Genomic DNA, 21,502 nt, shown 5'->3' with positions numbered 1-21,502 from the left:
TCCGCAGTAGCTCAGTGGTAGAGCTATCGGCTGTTAACCGATCGGTCGTAGGTTCGAGTCCTACCTGCGGAGCCATATTTATAGAGAAGTACCCAAGTGGCTCAAGGGGCTCCCCTGCTAAGGGAGTAGATCGCTAACGCGGTGCGAGGGTTCGAATCCCTTCTTCTCTGCCAGTAACTGGCCCGTTGGTCAAGTGGTTAAGACACCGCCCTTTCACGGCGGTAACACGGGTTCGAATCCCGTACGGGTCATACTGAAAGAGATAGCATAATCTGCTATCTCTTTTTTGTTGTGTAAAAGTGGACTTTGGATAGTCTGCTTTTTTTTATGGATTTCTTGTATACTTTTTTCTATTTGAATCGTCTAACTAATAGAAAGGAGAGAGCGATGGAGTATGAAAAGCTTATTATAGAAACATCTATTTCTATCTGGGTTTCTGGTGTCTTTTTTTTAATGCTGGGTATTAATCATTGCAATAAATCGTAGAAGATTTATGTCTATGCACTTATTTTTGCAACCTTTTTATTCTCTCATTCGACTATATTAGTAAAGGGAGGAAGAAATAAAAATGGACATAGCCTATCTAGTAAAACAAGCAACAAGAGGAAGTGATCAAGCATTTGAACAACTCATTACTTTTGTTCGCCCAAAATTATATCGAACAGCCTATTCTTATGTAAGAAATGAACAAGATGCACTGGATATATACCAAGAAACAATTTATGAAGCATATCTTTCACTGAGAAAATTAAAAAAGCCGGAGAAATTTCAAAGTTGGATTATCAAAATTCTTGTTTTTAAATCCATTGATTTTGTAAGAAAATCTTCTAGACAATTTGTTGCGAATGATGAAATATTTGCTAATTTATGTACAGAAGAGAGCATGAATACATTAGAACAATCATTGGATTTAACCGAGGCATTTAATTTCTTAGATCCTACTTACAAAACTATTATTTTATTAAGGTATTATCACGATTTATCTATTAAGGAAATTGCTGAGGTTCTTAATTCTCCAGAAGGAACGGTAAAATCTCAATTACATCGAGCAAAGCAAGCCTTACGCCCCATTTTAAAGGAGGGATATAGTTATGAATAAAGATGAATTTAATCACCATATCAATGATATTCCTATACCAGAAGACCGATTAATTCAAAGAGAAAAAACAGCCATGCTTCAAGCTAAGAAAAATCAATACCGTAGAAAAAAAACAATCAAGTATTCTAGTCTTGTTGCTTGTGGAATATGTGTTTCTCTCTTAGGTTTTGGATTCATTTCTCCTACTATGGCAAAGACATTATCGAGTGTTCCAGTTATAGGCCCGATTTATGCACAATTTAATGATATTGCTTCTGATAAAATTGAAAAGGATGAGCTTGCTACATCAATTGAGAGACAAGATAACCATAGTGGTTTAACGATGAATGTGAAAGAAGCTGTTTACGATGGTGGACGTTTAGTAATCACAGTGGAATACAAAGGAGAAAATACTATTTCCAATAGTAATGAAGAGAAAGCTGGACTTAGTTATGTAACCATTAATGGGAAAGAAGTCAGATCCGCAATTGGTTCTACTTCACAGAAGTCAAAAGGACGAAACACCGTTATTGAGCAGCATGAATTCACTCTGGCTAATTACGGTGAATTTGGTGATAAAATTGATGTTTCCGTCCATGGAGAAGATTTATTTGGAAAAACAGGAACATGGAACGTAGCATTTCCTCTTACAAAAGTTGAAAGTGAGATTCGTAAATTTACTCCTAATATAAAAACATTAACGAAAGATAATCTCTATGCATTAACAGTAGATCAAATAACCTTTTCTTCACTTTCAACGAGGATTGATTTGACCTTTGATTATCCAAAAGAAATGGAAATTAATGATAGCTGGCCAGCACTTGATTATACTGTCACTGATGATAAAGGAAAAATCTACGAAGGAGTTAGCTTGCAAGTTGGTAGCACGGGACTATACGGACACCATATTGTTTTAGCTCTTCCACCGATGGATAATCCTCCAAAATCCTTAACAATTGAGCCCGCGTATCTTAGTGGTCTAAATGATACATTAAAAAATGGAGGTGCTGAAGATTTGAAAACGACAGTGTTGCTACAATAATTGAAGAGCTTGACTAGGTTTCCATGTCTATTGAATGTTAATAAGTCATGGTATGTTAACTTGAAGTGTATGGAAAAAACATTGCTATCCAGCTAAGATAAATTTGTATCCATATAATCAAAAAACGCTATTCTTTTGTAGAAATATACAGAAAGGATGGCGTTTTATATGCTGTTAACGTTGTCGGGTTTTGTCGGTAAGTCGATATATTGCAAAAATCGCTGATATATTTGGAGTTACGGTCGATATATTCTAAAAATCGCCGATATAATTTCACTTACTGACAAAAACCACAAGAAAAATCCTTTCACAATCTAAAGAAAACGCCTCCATTGAAATGGATTCCACACCTATTCCAATAACTTTACACTTTATGTGAAAAAGTTCACAATTAGGTCATAATTTGTGAAGTAATTCACAATGATACGTGCTACAATATGAATGTAAAGAAGTTAAACAACATTAAATTAGTATTTTAATTAATTACTTAAACAATCATAAAAAAATAGATGTGAACAATAGAGAGGGGAAATTAACATGAAAAAAGGTATCAATCGTGTAGTATTAGTAGGAACAGGAGCTGTAGGTTGTAGTTACGCTTACTCAATGATCAACCAAGGTGTAGCTGAAGAATTTGTACTTGTAGATGTTAATGAAGCAAAAGCAGAAGGGGAAGCAATGGACTTAAGCCATGCGGTACCATTCTCTCCATCACCAACAAAAGTTTGGAGCGGTAGCTATGCAGATTGTAAAGATGCAGATTTAGTAGTTATCACTGCTGGATTACCACAAAAGCCAGGTGAAACTCGTTTAGACTTAGTTGAGAAAAATACAAAGATCTTTAAACAAATCGTTCGCGGTATTATGGATAGCGGATTCGATGGAATCTTCTTAATCGCAACTAACCCAGTTGACATTTTAACTTACGTAACTTGGAAAGAATCTGGTCTACCAAAAGAGCGCGTAATTGGTTCTGGTACTACTTTAGACTCTGCTCGTTTCCGTTACATGTTAGGTGACTACTTAGATGTAGATCCACGTAACGTTCATGCTTACATTGTTGGTGAACACGGTGACACTGAACTTCCAGTATGGAGCCACGCTACTATCGGTGTACAAAAACTAGAAACAATCTTAGCTAACAACGAACAGTACAAACAAGAAGACTTAGATAAAATCTTCGAAAACGTACGTGATGCCGCTTACCATATCATCGAGCGTAAAGGTGCAACTTACTACGGAATCGGTATGTCACTACTTCGTGTAACTAAAGCAATCTTAAGCAACGAGAACAGTGTATTAACTGTATCTGCATACCTTGAAGGACAATACGGTGAGAAAGATGCTTTCGTAGGTGTTCCAGCTGTTATTAACCGCGAAGGTGTACGTGAAATCGTAGAACTTGAGCTAAATGAAGATGAAAAAGCGAAATTCGCTCATTCTGTAAAAGTATTAAAAGAAACAATGGCACCAGTACTATAATAATTGCTAAATAACTCAGAGGCGGGAAACTGCTTCCTACCTCTGAGTTTTTATATAATTTAATATAAATTCCTTTTCCGGTTTCCCTTGTATATCCCCAATATACCCCTTTTGCTGGATAAGGATCGTTTATAGAAAAGAGCACTCTACTTTATATAGAGTGCTCTTTATTATTATTTTTTAGGTGTTAATCCTAATTTCTTTAAAATATCTGCCAGTGTACCGCTTTTTGATTTTTCAACAGGTGTTTGTGATTTAGATGCATCCGGTCCTTTTTTCAAGAAGTTCTTTTCAACGAAACGAATATCTTTTTCGTCGACAATGCCATCTTTGTTAAGGTCACCGTCTTTTAAAGACAGTCCTTTTTTACCATAGTTGTTAGCGATAATTTCTGCATCTTTTATATCAATTACTTTATCTCCATTTACATCGCCAGCAAGGTTTTCATCAAAGCGTGCATAGTAATATTGGCCAAGTAGCTTACCATCTTTTTCAGTACCTAATTTTGTTGTTAGACGGCTTGTTAAATGCCCTGGAACTTCTACGTACAAGTTGTAGTCACGTTTATTAACAGGAAGTCCATTCAATTTGAAGTAACCGTATTTATCAAGTGAGCCTTCAAACTTATGACGGTAAGAATCCGTTGCATATACTTTTACACCAAGCTTTGTATAATCGAATTTTTCATCTAAATATCCACGTTCATTTAAGAATGCACCAGGTTTAATATTTCCTTCTACTTTTGAGTTTAAAGACATAACTGAGAATGTTTGATCTTGAAGCACACGCATTCTGTTTGGCTCTGATTCACCTTGTTTCCAGTAAACGAACACTGGTAAATCTAATTGAGCATTTGCTTCATAAAATTCATCATTTTCTACCTTGAAAGTTACATCAATGAACGGGAAGTCACCATCTAATCCGGCGAAGTTTTTATCATCGATAGCACCGCCTACTGTAACAGAACCTTCTTCTAGTTTTGGTTCATTTACTTTTGCAGTTATCCCTTTCTCAGAAAGGAGTTTTTCAAAAGCAGGATTCAATTTCGCATTTGCAAATTTGAAGTTCTTCTCTAGGAATTTTACGTTAAATTCTCCTGCAACGAATTGTTTTACATGTTTCGCGTTTAGTGTCACAGTGAATTCATCATCTTTATATAATTCTTTTTTATCATAACTAGCTTTCGCATATTGAGCACCTTGTGGGATGAACCAATAGTTATTTACACCGCTTGGATAGTCAGGACCAGCAGTTGCATAATCGAAAATATATACGCCTGTATTCATTGGACCTTCCACCTTAAAGGATTCAGGAGTAATGCCAACTTTAAAGTCACCATTTTCAGTAATAGGTAAAAATTTATGCAAGTATGGAGAGTAGTCATAGTACATAACTCCGTTCGCTTCTTGCGTAATGTTTAACCCTTTTCCTTTTAAGTAGTCAACGTTTGAATCATACACATTTCCTTTAATCCAGAGTGCTTTTTTACCATCTTCTACTGTGTAATTTTCTTCATTTAATTCATAAATACCAGGCTTTAATCCAGTTAATTTTACTTCTGGTGGTGTATTATCAATTACGACATAATCACCTTTCACACGTGCTTTCCCGGCTTTATCGTAGCCAACAAATTCAATTGTGTAATCTCCTTCTGGTAAATCAATTTTCTCATCACCAATTGGTTTTGCAGGATCATTTGTAAAAGGATATACTTTTCCGCTAAAGAATGCATCTAAGTAGTAATAAACATCCGTTTGTAGTCCACTCGTGTTTAACGTCCCAAGGAAGCCAAGCGCTTTATTTGTTTTTGAATCTTTCACGATAAGATCTAACGTTTCAAGTTCGCTATTTAATTGGAACGCCCCGTGAACATATGATTCACGGTATGGGTTGAATGTAGATGTATCAGTTGAGATTGTTTTTCTTGATAATAGTGCATTTTCAATACCAGGCTCTGATACACGAATAGAGAACGGAATTTGATACGTTTCTTCTTTGTTTTTCGTGTTTGTAATATGAATATATCCTTCATATCGGCCTTGCTTTGCACCAGCAGGAATATTAATTTTTGCTTCAATTTCATCTGATTTACTAGCATCAATCGTAATTGTTTCAGAAGTAGAAACTTTTACACCGTTTGCGGTAGCATCGTTAATAGCAGAAGAAGCTGGTGTATAAGAAATTTCCGTTTTAAATTCTTTCTTCTCTTGTTTATTGCGGTTTTCAATTTTAATTTTTCGTGTTTGTTCAATTGATTCCCCGTCTTTTTGATAGTATTTACCGAATGCAATGGATCCAGTTTCTTCTGGTACTTCAATCACTTCATCATTGACAATTGTTTTTGTCGTATCTAACACTTTAAAACTTGTTTCCGTATGAACAGAGTTATAAGCATCTACTCGTCCAGCTCCCACTTCATATACGGAATACTTTTCTTTTAAATCATCAGCTGTGTTCATAAGAGATGCCTTTACATCGAATGGAGAGTATTCTGGATGTTCTTGCAAAATAAGAGCAGCAACGCCAGCGATATGAGGAGATGCCATGGATGTTCCTTGCATACGTTCATAGGAAACATCGTAGTTTTCACCTTCTTGCGGGTCGTTAATATATTCAGGTACTGTTGAAAGTACCGCAACACCAGGCGCTGTAATATCAGGTTTAATATCATCATTTGATGTAACAGGGCCGCGTGAGCTAAAGTCTGCAAGATGATCGCCTTCTGTTTGAATGTAGTTGATTTCATCGAAAGTTAAGGATGTTTTGCCTTGTTCAATTTGAGCTTTTAGTTTTTCGCCATCTTCTTTCGTTAGGCGGAATGCTGGAATGTATTTTGTACTTTCGCCAATGTAATAAGGAATTTCTCCATCCACATTGTTATAAATAATAACTGCTTTTGCACCAGCTTGTTTCGCATTTGCAATTTTTTCATCAAACGAGATTGTACCACGTGTAACGAGAGCGATTTTTCCTTTTACATCCTTTTTACTAAACTCGTCAGGAGTACCAATTCCTACAGATTCAATAGGGAGGGATTGTCCTTTGAAATCCTCTATTTTATCAGTGAAGTTTTTGCCGAATAAAATTAGGTTAGGGAATTGTAATTGCCCAGCATGACCAGATAGTTTCGGTAATGAAATAGAGCTATCACTTGCTCCAACTGTAATAGCAAATGGAGAAGCGCCTGGTGATCCGAGTGTCGCTGGATTTGGGCCAGAGTTCCCGGCAGCAACGACTGTAACAACGCCCGAAAGCATTGCGTTATTGACAGCGATAGACGTTGGATCAAGCGGATTGTTGCTATCGTCACCTAACGATAAGTTAATGACGTTCATACCGTCAGAAATAGACTTATCGATTGCAGCAATAATACCAGAACTATCGCCGCTTCCATATGGACCGAGTACACGATAGTTATACAGTTCGATGTCAGGTGCAACACCTTTTACTGCGGAATCTGATTTATTTTTCTTTTGAGCAGAAACGATACCTGCTACGTGAGTACCATGCGCAGTATAGAAGGAAGAACCACGATCATCAAATTCAGGAGCGCCAGATTGTTGCCACTCTGTATACGTTGTTTCCATCGGATCTGCATCGTTATTAATAAAGTCCCAACCTTTTACGGAGTTTGGATCTACCTTACTAGAATCTTCACCCGATTTTGCGCGATAGCCTTTATACACGTCTTTTAAGTCAGGGTGATTATAATCAATACCTGTGTCTAATACACCAACTTTAATTCCTTTTCCGGTAATGCCCTCACTATGTAACTTATCTACCCCAATTTGCGGAATACTATCTGTTAGTTTTTGAGGTGCTTTCTGCTCTGCTTGTTTTGGTAAATTTAATTTCACTTCGTAATCTTTCCAAATACGTTTTACAACGCCAATCCGTAACAATTCTTCAACTGTATTTGCAGGTAATGTCAGCGCAACCCCATTTATCGCATGTTTATAAGAACGTTTAATTTGTACAGACTGGAAATTCCCTGATTTTACTGATGGGCTGAATTGATGAAGACGTTTTAGTCCTTTTTGGAATTCTTCATGTTCTTGATCAATACGTGCTTTTATATTTTCAGGAGCAGCTTGTAACCCTTTTTCTTTTTGCTTTAATTCATTAATCTTTACTGGAGCAGTTTGAAATTCTACAATGATATTTACTGGTTCGGAACTACTTGTATTAATATCTGGCGAAATCGTAAAACCAGGATTGGCATCTAACGTTTGTAATGCCTGACGCTGTTCTTTAGAAAGTTTTGATAGTAAAGACTGGGCGTTTGAAGAGTCAATTTGGTTAATAGGATTTTCAGCAAGTACATTGAACGGAAGAGCAGTTGAAAACAGAACGCCAGCCGTTACAATTCCAGTAACAAAATGATTTTTCTTTTTCATGTATAAGCCTCCGATAATTTATATTTTAAAAATTATTTCTCCGTGCCTGGTGTTTGCTCTGCATGGAATGTCCAGTTTAGTTGTAAGGAATCACCTTGGAATTTATTTTGATCTTGGTCGTTGTCTTCAAAGGAGAAGAGAACGTGTAAGGAATCTGTTTCACCGGATTTAATACCATCTATTAAGTTATAGCGTTCTAGAGATGTAGCTACATCCTCAGGTTTCATAGTTTTTAATTATGATAGTTTTGTTTCCCACAAAATTTCATGATCATCGTTTGGATTAGATGGCTTTCCATCATTCACTAAAAATTTAACGATGATGTGATCGCCTAAATCTTCACCATCATTATTTTTCTTTGCATCTGTAACTTCATAGGATGTTTCAAGTGCTACTTTTGCAATATCCAATGTTCCTTTATTTTCAAGCTTGAAATTTCTTTCAATAAAATCACCAGGTTTTAAATCTTTCACATCAACGATTACACTTGGATTAATAGAAAGGTCTAGTGTTCCCGCTTGAAATGAATTATTCGATGTTTCAGAATCACTGAAATAGGCGAATACACCGCCGAATGTAAGGGATAAGCCAAGTGAAGCTGTGACAACTCCCATTCCAACCTTTTGTTTTAATGACATAAGAAAGCCCCCTAGTTAAATTTTTATGGCGACCGTTCGTAACAAGGATAAATAAGTAAACATAGTAGTCCGCTATGAATTATAGTTACGAAAAGTTGTTGTTCTTTATTGGGAACAAGTGTATGCTTATGAATTTTCCATTTCAATGAAATTGTGACAAAAAATGTTGAGAAACATTTTTTTATGACAGATTATATTACTACGAATTTAAGTGAAAAATAGCGTAAAAAACAGTATGAATCTAATAAAATAGGGATTGAGAAATAAATAATAGGATAAAAGGGTAGCAGGAAATGAAGCGTTTTCAATGAATATTCGTCAAAATTCGATATTTTATATAAAAATTTGAAAAAAAAACAATATTTTTAAGAAAAAAACGTATATTTTTTATAAATTAACAAGGATATTTCAGTTTTTCGCAGAATTGGTAAAGTATAAAAAATTCTGTCATCTTAGTGAGGTGAACATATTGAGTGTAATAAATTGTGAAGAAGTGAAACGAGATGAGTTTCATACAGAAAAGTACTATGACAGTTATAACATCTTTGGCGCACATGTTGTGACGGAAGATGAGATGCGAGGTGTACGATTTACAGTATGGGCTCCTCATGCGAAAGCAATGAGTGTTGTTGGAGATTTTAATGAATGGGATTATGAGCAACATAAGATGCTACAAATGACAGAAGAGGGAATTTGGTCCCTATTTATACCGCATATTGAAGAAAGAGAAATATATAAATATGCGATTGAAACGATAGCTGGTGATGTCATTTTTAAGGCAGATCCGTATGCTGTATATGCAGAAGTAAGACCGAATACGGCATCTGTAGTTTTTGATATAAAGGGATACGAATGGAATGATAAAAGCTGGAGCCGTAAGAAAAAGAAAAAATCGGTTTATAAAGAAGCGCTGACGGTTTATGAATTACATTTCGGTTCTTGGAAAAAGAAAGAAGACGGAACGCTATATTCTTACAGGGAAATGGCAGAAGAACTCATTCCTTATGTGGTGGAACATCAATTTACACATATTGAAATTATGCCGCTTGTTGAGCATCCATATGATCGTTCTTGGGGATACCAAGGGACGGGATATTATGCAGCAACGAGTAGATTCGGCACGCCACATGATTTGATGCATTTTGTCGATGAATGTCATAAATATGGAATCGGTGTCATTTTAGATTGGGTGCCGGGGCATTTTTGCAAAGATGCTCACGGTTTATATTTGTTTGATGGGACACCGACTTATGAATATAAAGATAAAGATGTGCAAGAAAATCCAGTATGGGGAACTGTTAATTTTGATTTAGGAAAGAGGGAAGTACGTAATTTCTTAATTTCAAATGCGTTATTTTGGATGAGATATTTCCATATTGACGGTTTCAGGGTGGATGCAGTTGCGAATATGTTGTATTGGAATAAAGAAGGGCAAGAGCAAAGTAATGAGCACGCTGTTGCATTTTTACGAGAGTTAAATGAAGCGGTGTTTGCAGAAGATGAAGATTTTCTTATGACTGCAGAAGATTCAACAGCTTGGCCACTTGTAACAGCTCCAACGTATGAAGGTGGGCTTGGATTCAATTACAAATGGAATATGGGCTGGATGAATGATGTGCTGAAGTATATGGAGTGTGCGCCTGAGTACAGGAAGTATATTCATGAGAAAATGACGTTCTCTATACTATATGCTTACTCTGAAAACTTTATATTACCGCTTTCTCACGATGAAGTCGTTCATGGGAAAAAGTCGTTATTAAATAAAATGCCAGGAGATTACTGGGATAAGTTTGCTCAACTTCGTTTGTTATATGGATATTTCTTTACTCACCCAGGAAAGAAATTACTTTTCATGGGAGGAGAATTTGGGCAGTTTGATGAGTGGAAAGACCTTGAGGATTTAGATTGGAATTTACATGATTTTGAAATGCATCGTTATATGCATGATTACTTTAAAGAGCTCATAGCATTGTATAAGCGCTCCAAACCACTTTGGCAGCTTGATCATTCGCCTGAAGGATTTCAGTGGATTGATGCTAATAATAATGAGCAAAGTATTTTCTCGTTTATCCGCCAAGGGGATAAACAAGAAGATGCGTTAGTTGTCGTATGTAATTTTACGAAAGCTACATATGAAAACTATAAAGTAGGTGTACCAGATTTCGAGTATTATAACGAGATTTTAAATAGTGATGCTGAGCAATATGGCGGCTCGGGGCAAGTGAATAAGAAACGTCTGAAGGCGATTCAAGAACCGTATCATAATCAAGCGGCACATGTAGAAATTACAATTCCACCATTTGGCGTATCCATATTACGACCAGTGAAGACGAGAAAGGGGAGCAAAAAACAAGATGGCTCAAAAACAAAAGTGCGTAGCAATGTTACTAGCAGGGGGAAAAGGTAGTCGATTAAGTGCATTAACAAAAAATTTAGCCAAGCCAGCTGTTCCATTTGGTGGTAAATATCGCATTATTGATTTTACGCTAAGTAACTGCGCGAATTCTGGTATTGAAACGGTTGGGATTTTGACGCAATATCAACCATTGGAACTTCATAATTATATCGGAATTGGCAATGCGTGGGATTTAGACCGAGTAAGCGGTGGAGTCACAGTATTACCTCCTTATGCGGAGTCTTCAGGTGTGAAGTGGTACACAGGTACGGCAAGTGCCATTTATCAAAACTTAAACTATTTAAGTCAGTACGAACCAGAATATGTTCTGATTCTATCAGGCGACCATATTTATAAAATGGATTACAGTAAAATGTTAGATTACCATATTGAGAAAGAAGCGGACGTTTCGATTTCTGTTATTGAAGTGCCTTGGGATGAAGCCAGTCGCTTTGGCATTATGAATACGAACGAAGAGATGGAGATTGTTGAATTTGAAGAGAAACCGCAATTTCCAAGAAGTAATCTTGCATCAATGGGAATTTATATTTTTAACTGGGCCATTTTGAAAGAGTATTTAGAGATGGATGCAAGAAATCCTGAATCTAGTAATGATTTCGGAAAAGATGTACTTCCGCTTTTATTAGATGAAGGGAAGAAGTTAATGGCGTATCCGTTTGAAGGATATTGGAAAGATGTTGGAACGGTGAAGAGCTTATGGGAAGCGAATATGGATTTACTTCGCGATGAAACATCACTGAATTTAAACGACCGTGACTGGCGTATTTATTCTGTTAATCCAAACGAACCGCCTCAATATATTGCTGAAAAGGCAAAAGTAGAAGAGTCACTTATTAACGAAGGATGCGTCATTGAAGGGGATGTGAAGCATTCTGTCTTATTCCAAGGGGTGACGGTGGAAGAAGGTAGTATGGTTATTGATTCTGTCGTTATGCCAGGGGCGAAGATTGGAAAAAATGTTGTGATTGAAAGAGCAATCGTTGGATCGGAAATGATTATTGAAGATGGAACAATCATTCGTCCAGAAAAGAATGTTGACGATGTAGTACTTATTGCTGAAGGGAAATAGAAAAGGGGGATGAAATGAATGGGAGAAAAAATGTTAGGAATTATTAATGCAACAGGAAGTTTTCCTTCCTTAAAGAAAGTAACAGGGCATCGTTCACTAGCGGCGTTACCGTTTGGGGGCCGTTATCGACTCATTGATTTCATGCTTTCAAATATGGTGAATTCTAATATTCATAGTGTGGCAGTTTTTACAAGCCATAAAAACCGTTCACTAATGGACCACGTTGGTTCAGGCAAACAGTGGGATTTAGATAGAAAACGAGACGGACTGTTTTTATTCCCGCCAAATTGCCAATGTGACCAAGATGAATTTGGATCTTTTGCACATTTTAGAAGACATATTGATTATTTTCTAAGAAGCAGAGAAGAGTACGTCGTTATTACGAATAGCCATCTCGTAACGGCATTAAATTTTCAAGCGGTGTTAGAGCGACATATACATACGGCAGCTGATATTACGGAAGTTTGCCATGAAGGGGTTTCGCTTCAAACATACGTGTTAAAGAAACAATTATTGTTAGACTTATTTGAGGCATATAAAGATATGGAGCAATATAGCTTATTCGATGTAGTGAGAGAAAAGCGCGGGAAATCACTGCATATTGCTACGTATGAGCATACAGGATATGTAGCTATTATTGATTCGATTGAAAGTTACTATAAACATAGCTTGGAAATTTTGCAACCTGCTATTTGGAAGCAAGTATTTAAGAAAGAAGCACCAATCTTTACGAAAGTAAAAGATGAACCACCAACTCGTTATTTAAAGGGTGCAGCTGTGAAAAATACAATGATTGCAAACGGCAGTATTATTGAAGGTGAAGTAGAAAATAGTGTTGTCTCCCGTTCTGTTAAAATTGGGAAAGGTTCAATTGTTCGTAATAGCATTATTATGCAAAAGAGCCAAATTGGAGATAACTGTATAATAGACGGTGTTATTATTGATAAAGATGTGAAAATTGGTGACGGTGTTGTCTTAAAAGGAAACGCCGATGAGCCATACGTTGTAGAAAAAGGAAGCGTTCAAAACAGTACGATTAATAGTTATTCTTAAGAAATCAGTGGGGGTTTTTCCTCCACTGATTAAAGTTTTAATTCAAATGAAAACTCGAAGGGAGGAAGCTGCAAGGGAAGTAGTATAAGCTTTTCGTGCAGTGGGACAACAAGTGAATATTTTATTTGCAGTATCAGAATGTGTACCATTTGTTAAATCGGGAGGATTAGCTGATGTAGCAGGTGCGCTCCCAAAAGAGCTGAAAAAATTAGGTGTGGAAGTTCGCATTATACTCCCGAATTATAGTCTTATTCCGCAAAAATTAAGGGATGGATGTACGCTACATAAAGTAATTAACATCCCGCTTGGGTGGAGAAATCAATATTGCGGAATTTTAAAAGGTGAGCAAGACGGGATTACGTATTACTTAATAGATAATGAATATTATTTTAAGAGGGATTCTCTATATGGTCATTATGATGATGGAGAGCGTTTTTCTTATTTTTCAAAAGCTGTTTTAGAGTGTATTCCGCATCTTGATTTTGAAGTGGATGTGCTTCATAGCCACGATTGGCATACAGCTATGGTGAATTTCTTACTGCGTGAAAAGTATCAAGATAACCCATTATATGAGCATATTAAAACGGTGTATACGATTCATAACTTGCAGTTCCAAGGTGTATTTCCTCCTGAAGTGATGTACGACTTGCTAGAACTTGGTGATGAATATTTTCATAGTGAGCAGTTAGAATTTTATGGGAATGTGAACTTTATGAAGGGTGGCATTATTGCTTCTGATCAAATTACAGCGGTTAGCCCGACATACAAAGAAGAAATTCAATATGAGTTTTTCGGTGAGAAGTTAGATGGGTTGTTACGAAAATATAATGATAAGCTTAGCGGCATTGTAAACGGAATTGATACGAGCGTATATAATCCAGAAACGGATTCGTATATTACTGCTCAGTATGATGCGGAGTCATTATATGACAAGAATGAAAATAAACGCGCATTGCAGCGTTATTTTGGTTTGCCAGAAAAAGAAGATACACCGATTATTTCAATGGTAACGAGATTAACGAAGCAAAAAGGTCTTGATTTAGTACGTACTGTATTCCGCGAAATAATGGAGGAAGATGTACAATGTATTATTTTAGGATCAGGTGATTCTGAATATGAACAATTCTTCGAGTGGATGGCATATGAGTATCCTGAGAAGGTAAAAGTGTATATCGGATTTAATGAAGAGTTAGCTCACCAAGTGTATGCGGGAAGTGATTTATTCTTAATGCCATCACTGTTTGAACCGTGTGGTCTTGGACAACTTATCGCATTAGCGTACGGTACAATTCCAATTGTAAGAGAAACAGGCGGATTAAATGATACTGTACAATCTTATGATGAAGAAACTGGAGAAGGAAATGGTTTCAGTTTCACGAACTTTAATGCACATGACATGTTGCATACGGTTCGCCGGGCGATTGAATTTTATCATGATAAACCGGTATGGGAGCAGCTTGTAAAGCAAGCGATGACGGAAGATTATAGCTGGGAGAAATCAGCTCTTGCTTATAAGAAATTGTATAAAAGTCTCATGGAATAACGTGTAGGTGGTGAAAAAATGTTTACTCATGTTGAAAGTTTCAAATCAGCTTTTCTAGAAAAGTTAGAGACGATGTATGGTAAAAGTTTCAAAGACTCTACAACTCGTGATCAATACAATACGCTTGGGTACATGGTACGTGAGTATATGAATAGTCAATGGATTGCCACGAACGAAAGTTATCGATCTGGAGAGCGAAAGCAAATGTATTACTTATCCATTGAGTTTTTACTTGGGCGTTTGCTTGGAAGTAACATATTAAATTTAGGCATCAGGGATGTATGTGAGCAAGGACTTTCTGAGCTTGGGATTTCTTTGCAACAGTTAGAAGAGGTGGAAGCAGATGCAGGTCTTGGAAATGGTGGACTCGGACGATTAGCAGCCTGTTTCCTTGATTCACTTGCATCTTTAGACTTACCAGGTCATGGCTGCGGAATTCGTTACAAACATGGTTTATTTGATCAAAAAATTGTGGATGGTTATCAAGTTGAGTTTCCAGAACAGTGGCTACTCCATGAAAACGTATGGGAAGTAAGAAGGTATGATCAAGCTGTAGAAGTAAGTTATTTCGGCAATGTTGAACCGCTCTACATTGATGGACGTTTAGAGTTCAGGCATACGAATGCAGAAGTGATTATGGCAGTCCCATATGATGTTCCGGTAGTAGGTTATGAGACGAGTACTGTAAATACACTCAGACTTTGGAATGCTGAACCAGTTCCTTTCCCGCAAAATTGCAAAGATATTTTGAAATATAAGCGTGAAACAGAGGCAGTATCGGAGTTTTTATATCCAGATGATACGCATGATGAGGGGAAAATCCTTCGTTTGAAACAACAGTATTTCCTCGTATCAGCAAGTTTGCAAAATATCGTTCGTTTGCATAGAGAAAGATATGGTGACCTTCGTCAATTACATGAGAAAATTGCGATTCATATTAATGATACACATCCAGTTTTGGCGATTCCAGAACTGATGCGTATTTTATTAGATGAAGAAAAACTAGCATGGGAAGAAGCTTGGCATATAACGACACAGACGATTTCTTATACGAATCATACGACGTTATCAGAAGCGCTTGAGAAGTGGCCAATTCACATTTTTAAACCGTTATTACCGAGAATATATATGATTATTGAAGAGATTAATGAACGTTTCTGTCATGAACTTTGGGAACGTTATCCTTATGAATGGCATCGCATTGAAGAGATGGCGATTATTGCGCACGATCTTGTGAAAATGGCTCATTTAGCAATTGTCGGTAGCCATAGTGTCAACGGTGTAGCAAAAATTCATACGGAAATTTTAAAGCAACGTGAAATGCGATTATTTTATGAGTTTTATCCAGATAAGTTTAATAATAAAACGAATGGAATCGCTCATAGACGCTGGTTAATGAAGGCGAATCCGCAGCTGACGAACCTTATTTCAGAGGCGATTGGAACAGAGTGGAAGAAAGAACCGATTAAGCTTCAAGAACTACAATTAGTTCAATACGATGCGAGTTTCCAAGAGAAATTTGCAGAGGTAAAACAAGAGCGTAAAGAGATTTTAGCAGAGCGTATTCATCATACAATGGGGATTACAATTGATCCAAATTCTATTTTTGATGTGCAAGTAAAAAGACTGCATGCTTACAAGCGACAATTATTAAATGTTCTTCATATTTTATATTTGTATAACCGTTTGAAAGAGGATGCTAGTTTTACATTTTATCCGCGTACTTTTATCTTTGGAGCGAAAGCATCACCTGGCTATTACTATGCGAAAAAAATTATTAAATTAATTAATGAACTCGCAAGGAAAGTGAATAATGATCCGTACGTAAGTCAATATATGAAAGTTATCTTTCTAGAAAACTACCGAGTGTCTCTAGCGGAAGATATATTCCCAGCGGCGGATGTAAGTGAGCAAATTTCCACTGCGAGTAAAGAAGCTTCAGGAACAGGGAATATGAAATTTATGATGAATGGTGCGATTACACTCGGTACGCTAGACGGAGCTAATATTGAAATAAAAGATCGGGTCGGTGATGATAACTGTTTCATTTTCGGTTTAACGGCCGAAGAGGTTCTTCATTACTATCAAAATGGTGGATATCGTGCAAGTGATTATTATCACCATAATGGGCACATTAAAAAAGTAGTAGATCAGTTAACGAATGGTTTCTTTGCACATTCGGGGGCTGAATTTGAAGCGATTTATGATTCTCTCGTTATTCAAAATGATGAATATTTCGTTCTGCGAGATTTTGGTCCATATGCGGAAAGGCAAGAAGCTGTTGGTAGAGCTTATGAAAACCGAACGAAGTGGCTAGAAATGTCAATTTTAAATATTGCACAATCTGGTCATTTTGCTAGCGATCGAACGATTTTACAGTATAGTAATGAGATTTGGGGTATTGGTAATGCGGTTAAACAGTATTAAGTGAAGGTCCCTTTTGAAGGGACTTTTCTTTATTAAGTTGAAGTGAGGTAAATGATGTATGGGAGATATGTGTGAGGAACTTGATTTAAAAACAGATAGATTAATATTAACGAAGATACAGTATTCGCATGTAGATGATTTGTTTGAAGTGTATTCGAATCCAGAAGCAGCTATATATGTACCCCGGGAAGTACATAAAATGAAAGAGGAAACGCATAGTTTAATAGAAAATATGCTTGCAACGATACGAGAAGGTAAAGCTCTTATATGGTCTATTATGCTGAAGGATACTCAAAAAGTGATTGGAACATGTGGAATATGGCTCATGCCACATAATAGTGCATCGATTGGAGCTGTAATTAGCCCAGCGTATTGGGGGAAAGGACTTATTGTGGAAGCTTTAGAAGAACTCATTGAAATAGGCTTTCAGGAGCTGAATATAAACCGTATGGAAGGAAGATGTGACGCAGAGAATATAGCTTCTGAACGTGTGATGCAAAAATTGAAAATGGTATATGAAGGCATATTGAGACAAAGTGTAAAAATGGATAATACGTATAGGGATGCTAAAGTGTATTCACTTTTAAAAGAGGAATATAATGGCTTAAAAAACCGAGCTTAATCTTATTAAGCTCGGTTTTCTTTTTTTGCTTAAGAAAGAAATGGGATGGCGGTATATATGATACCTGTTCCATCATATTCTCCTGTCGCAAAGTATGAAAATGTAAAGAAACCTGTAAACGAAAAAATTACAATGAGAAAAAGTGCAAAGATAAATTTTAGCATGTAAGGTCCCCTCATCCAAAAGTAAATTCATATATTATTATAGTATAAGGATATTTAATTTCCAATTGTTTACTGGTTAAAAATGAGAAGTCAGACATGTTTTGTATGTTGTAATGGAATGATTATTTGTAATAGACTTTGTGTTTTTTGTAAAAGTCATGTTGTGATGAACGTGTGCATATTCCCAGTCTTGTTCATTAAAATGGACATTGCGCGGAGGGAGAAGAGGAACGATATCAAATAAATTAACAAAGCGAAAGCTACTAGCTACTTGTAGTTTATAATAATTGCGAAATGCAATATCGCCAACTTTTGGAGAGGCAAATGTATACAGACCGTACTGTGCGAAGGCGGTGTTGATACGCGCATCTAGTATATGTAGTGTAGCGAGTGCGCCGCCTAAGCTATGACCAGTTGCAAGAAGTTTCTTATGGGCCGGTAATGATACGAGCATATCCATAATAGAATCTCGGCAAGATTCATAAATAGAAAGAAACCCGTTATGGACATTTCCGCTGTTCAAAGCATATGGATATGGCTTTTGGTTGACGAGTGAATCGATAATCCAGTCTGTATCTGTTTGTGTACCCCGAAAAGCTATAATAATCGTATCCTCAGATTCTAGTATGAATCCAAACCAATCCGTCATTTGAATTGTTTTTCCTTGAAAGCCTTGTACATATTGAAAACCATCTGGTATTTCGAAAATCCCATTTTGTTTATATTGTTCATACGTTAACTCACAACAAGAAGCTAACAATATGGCAGTATCTTTATCAAAAGATAAAGGAGTACGCATTAAGGAAGCCCTCCTTAAGAAAAGGTATAATTCAATATATGCAGTGAGGGACTTGATTCATTCTTTTGAAAAAAGGCTTGAATTTAAAGTTACGTGATGTGGATTATGTGGGAAAAGAACGAGCATATCAATAATTACATTAAAATATATCGACAAAGAATAATAAAAGAAAAAGTATCCGTTTCATGAGGATACTTTTTCAAAGGCTTCTATTTTTGATAGCTTTCAATCATGTTAGCCATATGAGCGTAAGCACCGCCTGCTCGTAAAGCAGCTGCAACTAAAATAGCTTCTGCAATTTCTTCTTTTGTTGCTCCGGCTTTTGCTGCAGATTTTGTATGCACATCGATACAATATGGGCATTCTGTTGTATGTGCGATAGCGATAGCAATTAATTCTTTTAGTTTTTTACTTAGAGTTCCTTCTTTCGCTGCTGCCATGTTAAACTCCATAAATGCTGAGAAGCCTTCAGGTGCAAATTGTTTTAGGTTTGCTACTTTTTGTAAATTTGATCGGCGATATAGTACATCGTCGGCACTAGGATCTAAGGCATTTTGCATATGTGTACTATGTGTGATTGCGCCACCAGCTTCAACAGAAGCGACTACAAAGATGGCTTCTGTTAGTTCTTCAAGAGATGCACCAGCACGTTTTGCACTTACTGTATGTGCATCAATACAATATGGACATTCTGTTGCATGTGCTACTGCAACGGCAATAATTTCTTTTTCTTTCTTCGATAAAGCACCTTCAGTCATAACTTGTCTACTAAACTTTTGAAATGCTTGAGCCTGTTCGGGTGCCAGTGTAGATAATTTTGATAAATGACGTAAATTTTCTTTTTGATATAAATTGTTAGACATAATAAACATTCCTTTCGTATGTAGCTATAATTTTTGGTAAGGAGCTTTGAATAAGTGAAATGTAATTTAAAAAGTTACATTTATAACATACTTTCATTTCGGTATAGTTTGTAAAAGTATTTATACCAAAATGAAACTCTTTATTTAAATAATTTATTTATAACATCTTGTATACTTAGTTGATCTAAAAATAATTTATAATGTTTATCGCCCTCGATGAATATGTCAGTCATTACATCGCCTATTCCCGAAGAAATTGTACAATCTTTATCTATATCACCAGATCTCCAATTAGAAGATAAAGAATTAGTTGAAGTTAGTTCATAAATGTCTCCAAGCGTAACATCTTTAGGATTGTGCTTGAAAATATAACCACCGTTAATTCCTTCTTTTGTAGAAATTAAACCATTCTTTTTTAACATTCGCATGACTTTGCGAATTCGTGCTGCATTGGCACAAAGGTTATCAGCTAATTGTTCACTATTCGCCATATTTCCAGGTACATGATTCAGATAAACTAAACAATGCACAGCAATCATAAATTCACTATTCAAGTTTGTATCACTCCTTATAAACGTAATCTTAAATGTTACAGTTTGGGATTGCAAGAGTTTTGTACTGAGCATTTAAAGACACTATCATTATTTTTGTTTATCCCGCTTCAAAATTCGGCTGGAGCAAAGAGGGTAGGTAGGAGTCGGGTTGATTAAAGTATCACTTTATTTGAGAAGTTACCATAATAGTGCATGTTATTCGTCGAAAGGAAAAATAAAAAGGGATATAACCTAGTCAAAAAGTTCGGCTAGGTTATATCCCTGCTACTATTATACATTACTCTTTGCCATCTAATAACCGACCAAGTCCACCTAAAACGCTACCTTCACCACTGCCTTGAGCAGCTGGGCTTGTCAGGCGTGCTGCTAAGCGGCTAAGTGTTAAGGACTGAATCCAAACTGTTCCAGGGCCTTCTAACGTGGCAAAGAATAAACCTTCGCCGCCAAATAGAGCTGTTTTTACTTTTCCAACGAACTCGACATCGTAGTTAACGTCTTTTGTCATGGCAACGAGACAACCTGTATCAATGCGAAGTTTTTCACCAGGCTTTAATTCACGTTTGTATACAGTTCCGCCTGCGTGCATGAAAGCAAGTCCATCACCTTCGAGTTTTTGCATGATGAAACCTTCACCGCCGAAGAAACCAGTTCCGATTTTTTTTGTAAACTCGATTCCGATAGAAACGCCTTTTGCCGCACAAAGAAATGCATCTTTTTGGCAAACTACTTTGCCTTGATATTCTGTTAAATCTACAGGAACAATTTTACCCGGATAAGGAGCAGCAAAGGATACGTGGCGCTTGCCGTGACCTGTATTTGTAAATACAGTCATAAACATGCTTTCACCTGTAACGAGACGCTTACCAGCGCCCATTAATTTTCCGAATAAACCTCCAGATGGGCCAGAACCATCACCGAAGATTGTTTCCATTTCGATATAATCTTCCATCATCATCATTGCACCAGCTTCAGCGATAACGCTTTCTTCTGGATCTAATTCAATTTCAACGAACTGCATATCATCGCCGTATAGCTTATATTCGATTTCATGTGCCTTCATTTCTTTCACCTCGTATGTAATAGATACTTATATTGTACAGAATTTAATAGCGTTAGAATACTTTAGTTTTGTTAATTTTCCAATAAAATATGAATATGGAAATTCAACATTATATTAAAATTATAAAAAAATAATGGAATGAAAGTGTTCTCATTTGACGTTTTTGATATAGCGTGATATAGTGAAGTCACTATTGAGCTACATAATGTGGTACGGAAATAAAGCACGTTGAATTAAAGGCTGTAAGCTTGTTATACATTCATGTCCTTTATATCCACCTTTTCATGTGGATTCA

The 21,502-nt window shown here is 36.5% G+C and carries 15 protein-coding genes, 3 tRNA genes and 1 pseudogene; 12 read left to right on the top strand and 7 right to left on the bottom strand.

The features are described 5' to 3' along the window. The 6 genes from ACQVV1_RS22245 to ACQVV1_RS22220 all read left to right on the top strand — a co-directional run bounded on the left by ACQVV1_RS22245 (window position 1) and on the right by ACQVV1_RS22220 (window position 3,602). A tRNA-Asn gene (locus tag ACQVV1_RS22245) sits at window positions 1–75 on the top strand. A 7-nt stretch (window positions 76–82) separates the two neighbouring features. Then, a tRNA-Ser gene (locus tag ACQVV1_RS22240) sits at window positions 83–173 on the top strand. Window positions 174–179: 6 nt separating this feature from the next. Next, a tRNA-Glu gene (locus tag ACQVV1_RS22235) sits at window positions 180–251 on the top strand. Window positions 252–568: 317 nt separating this feature from the next. Next, window positions 569–1,099 (top strand): sigma-70 family RNA polymerase sigma factor, encoded by a 531-nt coding sequence (locus ACQVV1_RS22230; RefSeq protein ID WP_242252304.1) that lies wholly within the window; start codon window positions 569–571, stop codon window positions 1,097–1,099. Next, on the top strand, window positions 1,092–2,120 hold the full coding sequence (locus ACQVV1_RS22225) for a DUF4179 domain-containing protein (protein ID WP_431169517.1): 1,029 nt from the start codon (window positions 1,092–1,094) through the stop codon (window positions 2,118–2,120). Before ACQVV1_RS22230 ends, ACQVV1_RS22225 begins: the two co-directional genes overlap by 8 nt. Before the next feature lie 537 nt (window positions 2,121–2,657). Next, window positions 2,658–3,602: an L-lactate dehydrogenase gene (locus tag ACQVV1_RS22220; protein ID WP_000715344.1), complete on the top strand. Its 945-nt coding sequence runs from the start codon at window positions 2,658–2,660 to the stop codon at window positions 3,600–3,602. Window positions 3,603–3,775: 173 nt separating this feature from the next. Here the strand turns inward: ACQVV1_RS22220 and ACQVV1_RS22215 are convergent, their stop codons facing one another. Beyond that, window positions 3,776–7,999 (bottom strand): S8 family serine peptidase, encoded by a 4,224-nt coding sequence (locus ACQVV1_RS22215; protein WP_252209181.1) that lies wholly within the window; start codon window positions 7,997–7,999, stop codon window positions 3,776–3,778. Window positions 8,000–8,031: 32 nt separating this feature from the next. Then, window positions 8,032–8,637 (bottom strand): annotated as a pseudogene (locus ACQVV1_RS22210) (TasA family protein). 469 nt (window positions 8,638–9,106) lie between these two features. On the opposite strand from ACQVV1_RS22210, the gene glgB reads away from it, so the two are divergent. The 6 genes from glgB (at window position 9,107) to ACQVV1_RS22180 (ending at window position 17,767) form a co-directional block, all read left to right on the top strand. Next, on the top strand, window positions 9,107–11,044 hold the full coding sequence (gene glgB, locus ACQVV1_RS22205) for a 1,4-alpha-glucan branching protein GlgB (protein ID WP_431169516.1): 1,938 nt from the start codon (window positions 9,107–9,109) through the stop codon (window positions 11,042–11,044). Beyond that, window positions 10,992–12,122 carry a glucose-1-phosphate adenylyltransferase gene (gene glgC / locus ACQVV1_RS22200; RefSeq protein ID WP_199678107.1) on the top strand — a complete coding sequence of 377 codons (1,131 nt, stop codon included), beginning with the start codon at window positions 10,992–10,994 and terminating at the stop codon, window positions 12,120–12,122. Before glgB ends, glgC begins: the two co-directional genes overlap by 53 nt. An 18-nt stretch (window positions 12,123–12,140) precedes the next feature. Further along, complete coding sequence (glgD, locus tag ACQVV1_RS22195; protein ID WP_309259471.1) at window positions 12,141–13,175, top strand: glucose-1-phosphate adenylyltransferase subunit GlgD; 1,035 nt, start codon at window positions 12,141–12,143, stop codon at window positions 13,173–13,175. A gap of 112 nt (window positions 13,176–13,287) precedes the next feature. Beyond that, entirely contained in the window at window positions 13,288–14,718 is a 1,431-nt protein-coding gene (gene glgA / locus ACQVV1_RS22190) for a glycogen synthase GlgA (protein WP_309259470.1), read from the top strand. 18 nt (window positions 14,719–14,736) lie between these two features. Continuing rightward, window positions 14,737–17,145: a glycogen phosphorylase gene (gene glgP / locus ACQVV1_RS22185; RefSeq protein WP_063224367.1), complete on the top strand. Its 2,409-nt coding sequence runs from the start codon at window positions 14,737–14,739 to the stop codon at window positions 17,143–17,145. Window positions 17,146–17,203: 58 nt separating this feature from the next. Beyond that, window positions 17,204–17,767 (top strand): GNAT family N-acetyltransferase, encoded by a 564-nt coding sequence (locus ACQVV1_RS22180; RefSeq protein ID WP_252209180.1) that lies wholly within the window; start codon window positions 17,204–17,206, stop codon window positions 17,765–17,767. A 29-nt stretch (window positions 17,768–17,796) separates the two neighbouring features. Here the strand turns inward: ACQVV1_RS22180 and ACQVV1_RS22175 are convergent, their stop codons facing one another. The 5 genes from ACQVV1_RS22175 to ACQVV1_RS22155 form a co-directional block, all read right to left on the bottom strand. Then, entirely contained in the window at window positions 17,797–17,931 is a 135-nt protein-coding gene (locus ACQVV1_RS22175) for a hypothetical protein (protein ID WP_000911067.1), read from the bottom strand. Between the two features lie 76 nt (window positions 17,932–18,007). After that, on the bottom strand, window positions 18,008–18,730 hold the full coding sequence (locus tag ACQVV1_RS22170) for a lipase family protein (protein WP_242252311.1): 723 nt from the start codon (window positions 18,728–18,730) through the stop codon (window positions 18,008–18,010). Between the two features lie 209 nt (window positions 18,731–18,939). Continuing rightward, window positions 18,940–19,593: a carboxymuconolactone decarboxylase family protein gene (locus ACQVV1_RS22165; protein ID WP_242252312.1), complete on the bottom strand. Its 654-nt coding sequence runs from the start codon at window positions 19,591–19,593 to the stop codon at window positions 18,940–18,942. Window positions 19,594–19,733: 140 nt separating this feature from the next. Continuing rightward, window positions 19,734–20,147: an RrF2 family transcriptional regulator gene (locus ACQVV1_RS22160; RefSeq protein WP_242252313.1), complete on the bottom strand. Its 414-nt coding sequence runs from the start codon at window positions 20,145–20,147 to the stop codon at window positions 19,734–19,736. A gap of 277 nt (window positions 20,148–20,424) precedes the next feature. Next, window positions 20,425–21,207: a TIGR00266 family protein gene (locus tag ACQVV1_RS22155; RefSeq protein WP_063224364.1), complete on the bottom strand. Its 783-nt coding sequence runs from the start codon at window positions 21,205–21,207 to the stop codon at window positions 20,425–20,427. Window positions 21,208–21,502: the final 295 nt, after the last annotated feature.

Source organism: Bacillus basilensis (genome assembly GCF_050630465.1).
Classification (GTDB): domain Bacteria; phylum Bacillota; class Bacilli; order Bacillales; family Bacillaceae_G; genus Bacillus_A; species Bacillus_A basilensis.
The sequence above is the reverse complement of the archived record's forward strand: the minus strand, read 5'-3'. Positions and strand labels throughout refer to the sequence as shown.

What these genes read in the sequence shown, in the direction of transcription:
- ACQVV1_RS22230 (WP_242252304.1), top strand. Translation starts at nt 569, where the DNA reads ATGGACATAGCCTATCTAGTAAAACAAGCAACAAGAGGAAGTGATCAA.
- ACQVV1_RS22220 (WP_000715344.1), top strand. Translation starts at nt 2,658, where the DNA reads ATGAAAAAAGGTATCAATCGTGTAGTATTAGTAGGAACAGGAGCTGTA.
- ACQVV1_RS22165 (WP_242252312.1), bottom strand. Translation starts at nt 19,593, where the DNA reads ATGTCTAACAATTTATATCAAAAAGAAAATTTACGTCATTTATCAAAA.
- glgC (WP_199678107.1), top strand. Translation starts at nt 10,992, where the DNA reads ATGGCTCAAAAACAAAAGTGCGTAGCAATGTTACTAGCAGGGGGAAAA.
- ACQVV1_RS22175 (WP_000911067.1), bottom strand. Translation starts at nt 17,931, where the DNA reads ATGCTAAAATTTATCTTTGCACTTTTTCTCATTGTAATTTTTTCGTTT.
- ACQVV1_RS22215 (WP_252209181.1), bottom strand. Translation starts at nt 7,999, where the DNA reads ATGAAAAAGAAAAATCATTTTGTTACTGGAATTGTAACGGCTGGCGTT.
- ACQVV1_RS22170 (WP_242252311.1), bottom strand. Translation starts at nt 18,730, where the DNA reads ATGCGTACTCCTTTATCTTTTGATAAAGATACTGCCATATTGTTAGCT.
- ACQVV1_RS22180 (WP_252209180.1), top strand. Translation starts at nt 17,204, where the DNA reads ATGGGAGATATGTGTGAGGAACTTGATTTAAAAACAGATAGATTAATA.
- glgD (WP_309259471.1), top strand. Translation starts at nt 12,141, where the DNA reads ATGGGAGAAAAAATGTTAGGAATTATTAATGCAACAGGAAGTTTTCCT.
- ACQVV1_RS22155 (WP_063224364.1), bottom strand. Translation starts at nt 21,207, where the DNA reads ATGAAGGCACATGAAATCGAATATAAGCTATACGGCGATGATATGCAG.
- glgP (WP_063224367.1), top strand. Translation starts at nt 14,737, where the DNA reads ATGTTTACTCATGTTGAAAGTTTCAAATCAGCTTTTCTAGAAAAGTTA.
- ACQVV1_RS22225 (WP_431169517.1), top strand. Translation starts at nt 1,092, where the DNA reads ATGAATAAAGATGAATTTAATCACCATATCAATGATATTCCTATACCA.